Here is a 9,480-nt window from a genome sequence, read left to right as displayed (position 1 = left end):
ATGAGCAGCCTCCCCGTACCCGTATCGCTCGACAGCACCCTCCGCCATCTCGGCAGCGCCGACCCGCGGCGGCCGTTCCTGATCGACGCCCGCGAGCCGGAGCGACCGCTGGAATACACCTGGGGCGACGCCGACCGCCAGGTCGATGCCCTCGCCGAGCAGATCGCCGCGCATGCCTGCCGCAGTGTCGGCGTGCTGCTCGACAACAGCTACCGCAACCTCTGCCTGATCTATGCGGTCATGCGCGCGGGCAAGCATCTGGTGCTGATCGATCCCGAGTGGGGGGAGGCCGCGAAGCAGGCCATCGTCGACGAGATGCGCCTGGACGCGCTGGCCAGCGAACATCCGCTCGAGGGCGCGCTGGCCGGGCTGCGCCTGGCGCTGGACTTCGAGCGCAGCGCGACGCGCCGGCTCGACCGCGCCGCGCACAGCCACATGATCCTGTTCACCTCGGGCACCACCGGCCAGCCGAAAGGCATCGAACTCAGCCAGCAGGCCATGCTCCATGCCTACCGCATCGGCCGCGACTGCCTGGGCATCGGCGAGCACACGCGCTCCGGTTGCTTCTACCGGATCAGCGGCCTGGGCATCCTCGGCATCAATTTCCTCTTCCCGCTGCTGTACGGCGGCAGCGCGGTGCTCCTGCCGCTGCACTGCTGGGCCGACAGCGAAGGCTTCTGGGAATGCGTGGAACGCTTCGGCATCAGTTTCCTCTACCTGGTGCCGCCGGTGGTCAACCACATGGTCAAGGAAGGCTCCCCGCCGCCGCGCCGCTTGCCGTTGCAGCGCCTGCTCTGCGTCGCCGGCTCGGCGCGCCTGGACGCCGACCTGCAGGCGGCCTTCCAGCGCGACTACGCGGCGCTGGCGAACATCTACGGCCTCAGCGAGTGCGGCTTCGCCTTCCTCTTCGGCAAGCGTCGCGGCGATGCGTTCGACAACTCGGTGGGACCTGCCGTCGGCCTGGAACTCAAGCTGACCGACCCCGACGGCCGCCCGCTGGAGGGCAGCGGCGAACGCGGGCGCCTGTGGGTGCGCACGCCGAGCCTGTTCTCCGGCTACGTCAACCGCCCCGACCTGACCGCCCAGGTGCTCGAGGACGGCTGGCTGAACACCCAGGACCTCGCCTACTTCGACGAGGACCGCTGCGTGCACGTCCTCGGCCGTTGCGACGGCACCATCAACAAGGGCGGCAACCTGTTCCACCTGAATGAATGCGAAAGGGCGCTCAACGGCCTGGACGAGGTGATCGACGTCTGCTGCCTGAAGGTCGACTGCCCGCTCTATGGCGAAGACTATGTCGCCGTGATCCACACCGCGCCGCAGGTCGAGTTCGCCTTCCTGCCCTGGCTCCAGCAGCAGCTCGGCACCCTCCGCGCGCCACAGCGCGTGGTGCTGTCGCACCAGGCCCTGCCGCTGAACGGCGCCGGCAAGCACGACCGCCGTGCGCTCGCCGCCCTGCTGCAACGGGAAGCCTCGTGATGTGCGGCATCCTCGGTTACGTCGGCACCGGTTTCAGTGTCTCGCGCTTCGCCGGAGCGCTACGCCTGCTGGCCCATCGCGGCCCGTTCGGCGAGGGCATCGCGGCCCTGCCGAACGGCGCCATCGGCATGACCCGCCTGCCGATGTCCGGCGCCGCGGCGGTACCGCTGCCGCCGCAGGAGGGCCAGCGGCGGGTCGCCTACAACGGCGAGGTCTACCAGGCCGGCTGCGAAATCCATGGCGAGATCCGCCTGCTGCTCGACGGCTTGCAGCGCGGGGTACTGCCGGACGGCATGTACGCCCTCGCCAGCTGGGACCCGCAGACCCGGCAATTGACCCTGCTGCGCGACGAGTTCGGCATCAAGCCGCTGTACTACAGCTACCAGCCCGAGCGCGGCCTGCTGGCCTTCGCCTCCGAGCCGCGGGCGCTGCTGCACCTGCTCGGCGGCGCCCGCGCCGACGCCGAGGCGATCGCCCAGGTGGTCGCCGCCGGCGTGCCGCTGGAAGGCCAGACCCTGTTCCAGCAGGTCCGTCTGCTGCTGCCCGGCGAGGTGTTGCGCTTCGATCTCTCCCAGGAGCGTCCGCGCCTCTGCCAGCGCCAGCGGCTGGCCACCGCCCCGGCCAGCGAGGTGGACAGCCTCGACGAGCAGCTCGGCGAAACCCTCGAACGCTGCCGCCAGACCTTCCGCCCCTGCGCCCTGCTGGTCAGCGGCGGGGTCGATTCCAACCTGCTCGGCAGCTACCTGGACCCGCAGTTGCAACGCTTTCACCTGTGCCTGGAAGGCGACGAGGAAAGCCTGCTGCCACACCCTCGGCTGCAACGCTTCGAGCTGCGCCAGGAAGCCTTCATGCCGCTGCTGCGTCGCGCGGTCGGCAACTTCGGCGGGGCGACACGGATGTCCAGCCTGCTGATGTACCAGCGCCTGGCCGACGGTATCGGCGAGCAGGGCTATCACTGCGTGCTTCTCGGCGAAGGCGCCGACGAACTGTTCTGGGGCTACCCGCGCCATCTCGAACTCTGGCGCCGGCGCGACGCACCGGAACCGCGGCGCTTCGCCGCCGCCTGGTTCGGCGAGTACCGGCGCAAGGCCGCGCTGCTGGCGGAACCGGCGGGCCGACGGGTCGCCGAGCGGATCGAGGAACTCGCCCACGAGGCCCTCGGCCAGGGCCTCGAGGCGGCGATCGGCCAGTTCGACCTGCACTACTCGCTGGAGCCGCTGCTGCGCCGCGCCGACCATCTGCTGATGTCGCGCACCATCGAAGCGCGCACCCCCTACCTGCATGGCGCCCTGGCGCAGCGCGCCGGGCGCCTCCAGCGGATCGTCGGCGACACCGCCAAGGCACCGCTGGTGGCGCTCCTGGAGCAGCGCGAGAAACGCTGGCAGGCGCAGCCGAAACGGCATTTCCGCCTGCCGTTCGAACGTTGGCCGCAGGCCCTCGGGGAAATGCGCCGGCACCTCGCCGAACGCCTGCCGGCGCTCCACGACCTCGGCCTGGAAGGCCTGGATGCACCGAGCGTCGCGGCGCTGCCCGGCGACCAGTTGTTCACCCTCACCACCCTGTCGCTCTGGCAGCAGGAATACGGAGCCTCGCTATGACAACCATCCATCGTCGCCCCGCGCCCTGGCGGGGCAACGCGGTGTTCTGCGCTTCGGCCGCTTTCGCCGCCGGCCTGGAAACGCTGTTCGCGCGCCTGCTGGAGCGGCGTCCCGCGGATAGCGCGGAGGCTCTCCTGCGCCAGCGCCTGCATCACGAACTGGAGCATGGAAGCGGCGTGCTGCTGCACGATTCCGCGCTGCTGCGCGGACTCGCCGAGGACGAATTCCAGCGGGTGTTCCGCGCATTCTGCCAATGGCTGGGACGCACCGTGGCGATCAACCGCAACGGCGAGTACCTCAAGGAAGTGCGCGACCTCGGCCTGCGCGACGCCCGCGACGCGCCGCAGCGCGGCCACCTGACCAGCCAGGAACTGGCCTTCCACTCCGATCGCGCCGACCTCACGGTGCTCGCCTGCTGGTCGCCGGCACGCCGGGGCGGCGCCTTCCGCATCCGTTCCTCGGCCGACGTCCTCGCCACCCTGGAAGCCGCCAATCCGGCCTGGCTGCCCCTGCTCGGCCAGCCGATCCCCCACGACCTGCGCGACGAAGGCGACGCCGACTACGCGCTGGTGCCGCTGCTCACGGAAACCCCGCGGACCTTCGTCTTGCGCTATATCCGCAAGTTCAACGAATCGGTGACGCGCCACGGGCTAAGCCTCGCCCCGCAGGTGCGAAGCATGCTCGACGGCCTGGACGAGGCGATCGAACGCGCCGACGGCTATGCCGAACTGGACTTCAGCAAGGGCATGCTGGTGCTGGTGAACAACCACACCACCCTGCACGCGCGCACCGAGTTCAGCGACGACGAGCGGCAGCGCCGCTGCCTGCTGCGCTGCTGGCTGAGCAGCGAATTCACCCGCGAACTGCCGGAAAGCTTCCTGCCGCTGTTCCACCAGGTAGCCGCCGGCAGCCTGCGCGGCGGCATCCGTCCCCTCGCCCAGGAGCCCCGCCCGTGAGCGACAACACCTTCAGCGTGCAACGCTTCCGCGCCCTGCCGACGGAAATCCACGTGATGCTCGTCGGTACGCTGCTGACCCGCGGCGCCTACTTCATGGTCTGGCCGTTCCTGGCATTGCTGCTGTGGCGCGAGTTCCGGCTGTCCGCCAGCGCCATCGGCCTGCTGCTGGCGCTGGCGACCGTCTGCGGCGCGCTCAGCGGCATCTACACCGGCTGGCTGTCGGACCGTTTCGGGCGCAAGCGCCTGATCTTCTTCGGCACCAGCCTCAGCGGGCTTTCCTTCGTGTTGCTGGGCTTCAGCGGCCAGCCGCTGTCCTACGGACTGGCGATCTCCGGGGTGAGCATCGGCTGCGCCCTGCTCGAATCCAGTTGCAAGGCGCTGATCGGCGACCGCGTCGAGGATCGCCGCTCGCGGGAACTGGCGCTCTACTGCCGGTACTTCCTGATCAACCTCGGCGCCGCCCTCGGCCCGCTGATCGGCCTGACTCTCGGCGTCGCCGCCCAGGCCGGCACCTTCCTGGTCACCGCGCTGGTCTACTTCTGCTACGGCCTGCTGCTCTGGCGCCTGCTGCACCACCTCGAACTTAAGCGGCGCAGCCTTGCCCCGCGATCCTCGACGGGGTTCCTCGAAGCCTGCCTGAGCATGGCCCGGCATCGCGCCTTCACCCTGCTGTTGCTGTGCAACATGCTGGCCGCGCTGATCTACGCCACCTTCGATTCGACCCTCGTGCAGTACCTCACCCGCAGCGGTCTGCCCGACGTGGTCAACAGCATCGCCCTGCTGGTGACCATCAACGCGCTGACCATAGTGGTCGCCCAGTTTCCCCTCCTCCGCCTGCTGGAAAACACCGGCACCGGCGGCCGCCTGATGCTCGGCATGCTGCTCATGCTCCTGGCCCAGCTAGGCTTCGCCTGGACCCCGGTGACCCTGTTCGCCGGCCTGGCGCTGGCCACGGTGGTACTCAGCCTCGGCGAACTGATCGTGTTCCCGACCTTCAGCGTGGAGGTCGACCAACTGACCCCCGACGACTTGCGCGGCAGCTATTTCGGCGCGGCCAATCTCTACAGCCTCGGCACCGCGCTGGCACCGCTGTACGGCGGGATCATGCTCGACCATGCCGGCAGCCAGGCGCTGTACCTCGGCCTGGCCGCGCTGTGCGGGGTGATCATGCTGCTGCAGGTCGGCGCGGTCGGCCTGCGCCAGGCCGAGCGGGCCGGCGGATGAGCGGCGCGCTGCTGGTCTCGGGATTTTTCCTGCGCCGCTCCGCCTGGTCCGTGGAAGGCGCCGGCTGGCGAAGCTGCGACCATCTGCGCGACGCGCCCGGATGCGACCTGGCGCATTGGCTGGACCAGGCCGCCGCCACGCTGGCCGGCGAGGAGCGGGTGATACTCTGCGGCCACAGCTTCGGCGGCTACCTGGCGCAATGCCTGGCGGCCCGCCTGGGCGAGCGCGCCGCGCACCTGTACCTGTTCAGCGCGCTGGTCAGCGAGGGCGGCGGCGCGCTGGAAAGCTACCAGGACAGCGGCCAGGACAATCTCCTCGGGCTATGCCGCCTCGACCCGCTCGGAGGGCGGGTCCGCCTGGAAGACCGCGCCGGCTTCCTCGAACTGCTCGGCGCCGAGGTGCCGACCAGCGCCAGCGAACCCGCGCAATTGCTGATCGACTCGCCGCGGCAGGTTCGTCCAGCCTGCCCGGTCACCTACGTTGTGGCGGCCGCCGACCGGCTCAGCCCGCCGCCGCTGCAACGTACCTTCGCCCACCGCCTGGACGCGCGAGTGCGGGAATACCCGGGCGGGCACCTCGCCGCACTGGCGGACCCGCGCTTCCTTCGCGCCCTGATCGAATCTAATAATTAGATAGATAAAGCCGAAAATACGCGCTTTTTTATCGCAATGATCTGACGGATGATGACCCCATCAACCGCCCGCACCCTCGCGCAAACGAGCGGCGACGGGCCCAATGGAGATCCGATCATGATCGAACGTCGTCCCTTCGACCGTCTGGGCCATGCCAACCACGGCTGGCTGAACGCGCGTCATCATTTTTCCTTCGCCGACTACTATGACCCGGAGCGCGAGGACTGGGGCCGCCTGCGGGTCTGGAACGATGACGAGATCGCCGCCGGCAGCGGCTTCCCGCCGCACCCGCACCGCGACATGGAGATCATTACCTATGTCCGCGAAGGCGCGATCACCCACCAGGACAGCCTGGGCAACAAGGGCCGCACCGAGGCCGGTGACGTGCAGGTGATGAGCGCCGGTACCGGCATCGTCCATTCGGAGTACAACCTGGAAGCCGAGACCACCCGGATCTTCCAGATCTGGATCATCCCGGACCGCCGCGGCGACCAACCGCGCTGGGGCTCCAAACCGTTCCCGAAGGCCGAGCGCGACGGTCGTTTCGTCACTCTCGCCAGCGGCGACGAGCAGGACAGCGAAGCGCTGCACATCCGCGCCGACGCCGAGGTCGCCGCGGTGACCCTGAAGGCCGGCCAGAGCGCCGAGTACGCCCTGGAAAACGGTCGCCGCGCCTACCTGGTGCCGGCCACCGGCAGCATCGAGGTCAACGGCGTGCGCGCCGAGGCCCGCGATGGCCTGGCGGTACGCGACGAACCGACCCTGAAGGTCACCGCCCTGGAAGACAGCGAAGTGCTGCTGGTGGAAGTGGCCTGACCCGACAGCCCCTCGCCCCCACGGGCGAGGGGCTGCTTTCGTTGCGCCCCAGCCTCTCTCGACGCAGCGGCGTTATCCGCCGCAACGCCTCCGGCCCTGCCGACTGGGTTCTTCCCAGCTTCACGCTTCGCGCTCACACTACCCGCAGAAGAATTCGAGAGGCTCCGCCATGCGTGAACTGCAACCCCTGCTGGAGAACCACGGGCTGCTCCTGCTGTTCCTCAACGTGCTCTGCGAGCAGGCCGGGCTGCCGATCCCCGCCTACCCGGCGCTGATCGTCGCCGGCGCGCTGGCCATGCAGGGCGTCGGCGCGCCGCTGGGCGTGGTCCTGCTGGTGGTGGTGCTCGCCTGCCTGCTGGCGGACGTCGCCTGGTACCTGGCCGGACGCCGCTACGGCGGCTTCCTCCTGCGCAGCATCTGCAAGGTCTCGCTGTCCCAGGACAGTTGCATCCGCCAGAGCCAGAACATGTACCTGCGGGTCGGTCCGAGGGCGCTGCTGATGTCGAAGTTCCTGCCCGGCGCCAGTGCGTTGTCCACCACCCTGGCCGGCATGACCCGCACCCACCTGCGCCGCTTCCTCGCCTACGACGCCGCCGGCTCGGCACTCTGGGCCGGTTCCGCGCTGCTGCTGGGGGTGATCTTCAGCGATGCGGTAGACCACCTGCTGGCCCTGCTCAGCGACTACGCGGCCATCGGCGCGCTGCTGATCGCCGGCGCCTTCGCCGCCTTCATCGCCTGGAAGCTCTGGCAGCGCCAGCGCCTGCTGTCGCGCAGCCGGCGGATTCCGCGAATCAGCGTGGAGGAACTGGAAAACCTTCGCGAACAGGGGCAATTGCCGGTGATCCTCGATGTCCGCGCCCATCACGAAGACGAGCCGAGCGGCATTCCGGGAGCCATCCCGGTGGAGCTGAACGTGTCGCTGAAGGACCTCCCCGGCGACCTCAGGGACGCCAGCATCGTCATCTATTGCGCCTGTCCCCACGAACTTTCCGCCGCGATGCTCGCCCAGCGCCTCAACGCCTCCGGCTTCACCCGCACCTGGGCGCTGGCCGGCGGCCTGGACGCCTGGCGCAAGGCCTACGGGCAGGTCGTGGCGAACGCCTGAGCGACGCCCACCGGGTTCAGCCCAGGGCCTGCACCGCCGCGCCGCCGGCTTGCCGCTGCGGCGCCGGCGAGGAGAACACCAGGTAGCCGTCCTCGACCTTGCCGTAGCGCAGCAGCGCCAGGTCGAGGACGTAGTTCTGGTAAAGCTTCCAGGGCATCCGGTCGCCCTGCTTGGGCATGCGCTCGGCGGCGCGCTGGATGTAGCCGGAGTCGAGGTTGAGGAAGGGCTCCTCGCGCACGTCGCCGGTGCTGTCGCGGGCGGTCACCTGGCGCATGCCGGTGGCATCCATGTGATTGATCAGGCGGCAGAAGTATTCGCTGGAGAGGTCCGCCTTGAGCGTCCAACTGGCGTTGGTATAGCCGACCACCGCCGCCAGGTTCGGCAGGTCGCGCAGCATGATGCCGCGATAGCCCATGCTCTGGTTGACCTGGAACGGCTTGCCGTCGACCGCCAGCTCGGCGCCGCCGAACATCACCAGGTCGAGGCCGGTGGCGGTGACGATGATGTCCGCCTCCAGCACCTCGCCGGTCTTCAGGCGAATGCCCCGCTCGACGAAGCGGTCGATGTGCTCGGTGACCACCGACGCCTTGCCCTTGCGCAGCACCTTGAACAGGTCGCCGTCCGGCACCGCGCAGACCCGCTCGTCCCACGGCTTGTAGCGCGGGCTGAAGTGACGCATGTCGAAGCGTTTGCCCAGTTGCAGGCTGGCCAGCTTGAGCAGGGCCTTGCGGACCAGGCCGGGGAAGGTCCTGGCGAGCATGAAGAAGACCATCTGCATGGCCACGTTGCGCGCCCGCGCCTGGCGGTAGATCCAGGTTTCCGGAAGGAAGCGGCGGAGGAAATTGGAGATCGCGTCCTTCTGCGGCAGGGTGATCACGTAGGATGGCGAGCGCTGCAGCATGGTGACGTGGGCGGCCTTGTCGGTCAGCGACGGCACCAGGGTTACGGCGGTCGCGCCGCTACCGATCACCACCACCTTCTTGCCGCTGTAGTCGAGGTCCTCGGGCCACAGCTGCGGATGGACGACCTGCCCGGCGAAATCCTCGCGACCGACGAATTCCGGGGTATAGCCGGCCTCGTAGCGGTAGTAGCCGGTGCACATCAGCAGGAACTGCGCGGTCATGCGCAGCGGCTCGGGCTCGTCGCCGCGCTGCACGTCGAGGTTCCAGCGCGCATTGGCGGAATCCCAGTCGGCCCTGAGCACCCGGTGGCGGTAGCGGATCTTCCGGTCGATGCCGTTCTCCCGTGCGGTCTCCTCGATGTAGCGGCGGATCGACGGACCGTCGGCGATGGCCTTGGGATCGCTCCATGGCTTGAAGTTGTAGCCGAGGGTGAACATGTCCGAGTCGGAACGGATGCCGGGGTAGCGGAACAGGTCCCAGGTACCGCCCATCGCCGCGCGCCCTTCGAGCAGGGCGAAGCTCTTGCCGGGGCAATGCTTCATCAGGTGGTAGGCGGCGCCGACGCCGGACAATCCGGCGCCGACGATGAGTACGTCCAGGTGTTCGACAGGCATAAGGTTCCTCGATCGGCGGAAGCGTCCAGCCGTCTGCTGGGCTGATGCCCTCCACCCTACAGAGGGGATGCCGCGCGGGTATCCCAACCTTCGTACTGCGATATCCGCAAAGTATGGACCCAGGCGTGGGAATCACCCATGCCGGCGTACCG

The 9,480-nt window shown here is 69.0% G+C and carries 8 protein-coding genes; 7 read left to right on the top strand and 1 reads right to left on the bottom strand.

What is annotated here, in order from left to right; all coding sequences use genetic code 11:
• The 7 genes from HMPREF3014_RS05770 (at position 1) to HMPREF3014_RS05740 (ending at position 7,812) form a co-directional block, all read left to right on the top strand.
• Complete coding sequence (locus tag HMPREF3014_RS05770) at positions 1–1,479, top strand: ANL family adenylate-forming protein (RefSeq protein ID WP_003159809.1); 1,479 nt, start codon at positions 1–3, stop codon at positions 1,477–1,479.
• Positions 1,479–3,077 (top strand): asparagine synthetase B family protein, encoded by a 1,599-nt coding sequence (locus HMPREF3014_RS05765; protein WP_003123124.1) that lies wholly within the window; start codon positions 1,479–1,481, stop codon positions 3,075–3,077. Before HMPREF3014_RS05770 ends, HMPREF3014_RS05765 begins: the two co-directional genes overlap by 1 nt.
• The gene (locus HMPREF3014_RS05760) at positions 3,074–4,033 is read left to right on the top strand and encodes a clavaminate synthase family protein (RefSeq protein ID WP_003082503.1); all 960 of its coding nucleotides are present in this window, start codon (positions 3,074–3,076) and stop codon (positions 4,031–4,033) included. Before HMPREF3014_RS05765 ends, HMPREF3014_RS05760 begins: the two co-directional genes overlap by 4 nt.
• A complete protein-coding gene (locus HMPREF3014_RS05755; protein WP_003082502.1) occupies positions 4,030–5,259 on the top strand; it encodes an MDR family MFS transporter in 1,230 nt (409 codons plus the stop codon). The genes HMPREF3014_RS05760 and HMPREF3014_RS05755 overlap by 4 nt, the downstream gene beginning before the upstream one ends.
• Positions 5,256–5,891 carry an alpha/beta fold hydrolase gene (locus HMPREF3014_RS05750; RefSeq protein WP_003082501.1) on the top strand — a complete coding sequence of 212 codons (636 nt, stop codon included), beginning with the start codon at positions 5,256–5,258 and terminating at the stop codon, positions 5,889–5,891. The genes HMPREF3014_RS05755 and HMPREF3014_RS05750 overlap by 4 nt, the downstream gene beginning before the upstream one ends.
• 117 nt (positions 5,892–6,008) lie before the next feature.
• On the top strand, positions 6,009–6,707 hold the full coding sequence (locus tag HMPREF3014_RS05745; protein ID WP_003086661.1) for a pirin family protein: 699 nt from the start codon (positions 6,009–6,011) through the stop codon (positions 6,705–6,707).
• 169 nt (positions 6,708–6,876) lie between these two features.
• Positions 6,877–7,812, top strand: coding sequence for a DedA family protein/thiosulfate sulfurtransferase GlpE (locus HMPREF3014_RS05740; protein ID WP_003112452.1), 936 nt, complete (start codon positions 6,877–6,879; stop codon positions 7,810–7,812).
• 16 nt (positions 7,813–7,828) lie between these two features.
• Here the strand turns inward: HMPREF3014_RS05740 and HMPREF3014_RS05735 are convergent, their stop codons facing one another.
• Entirely contained in the window at positions 7,829–9,328 is a 1,500-nt protein-coding gene (locus HMPREF3014_RS05735) for a flavin-containing monooxygenase (RefSeq protein ID WP_003082495.1), read from the bottom strand.
• Between the last annotated feature and the right edge of the window lie 152 nt (positions 9,329–9,480).

The sequence above is a fragment of the Pseudomonas sp. HMSC065H01 genome (assembly GCF_001815235.1).
GTDB classification, from domain to species: domain Bacteria; phylum Pseudomonadota; class Gammaproteobacteria; order Pseudomonadales; family Pseudomonadaceae; genus Pseudomonas; species Pseudomonas aeruginosa.
This window is presented reverse-complemented; position numbering and strand designations above follow the sequence as displayed.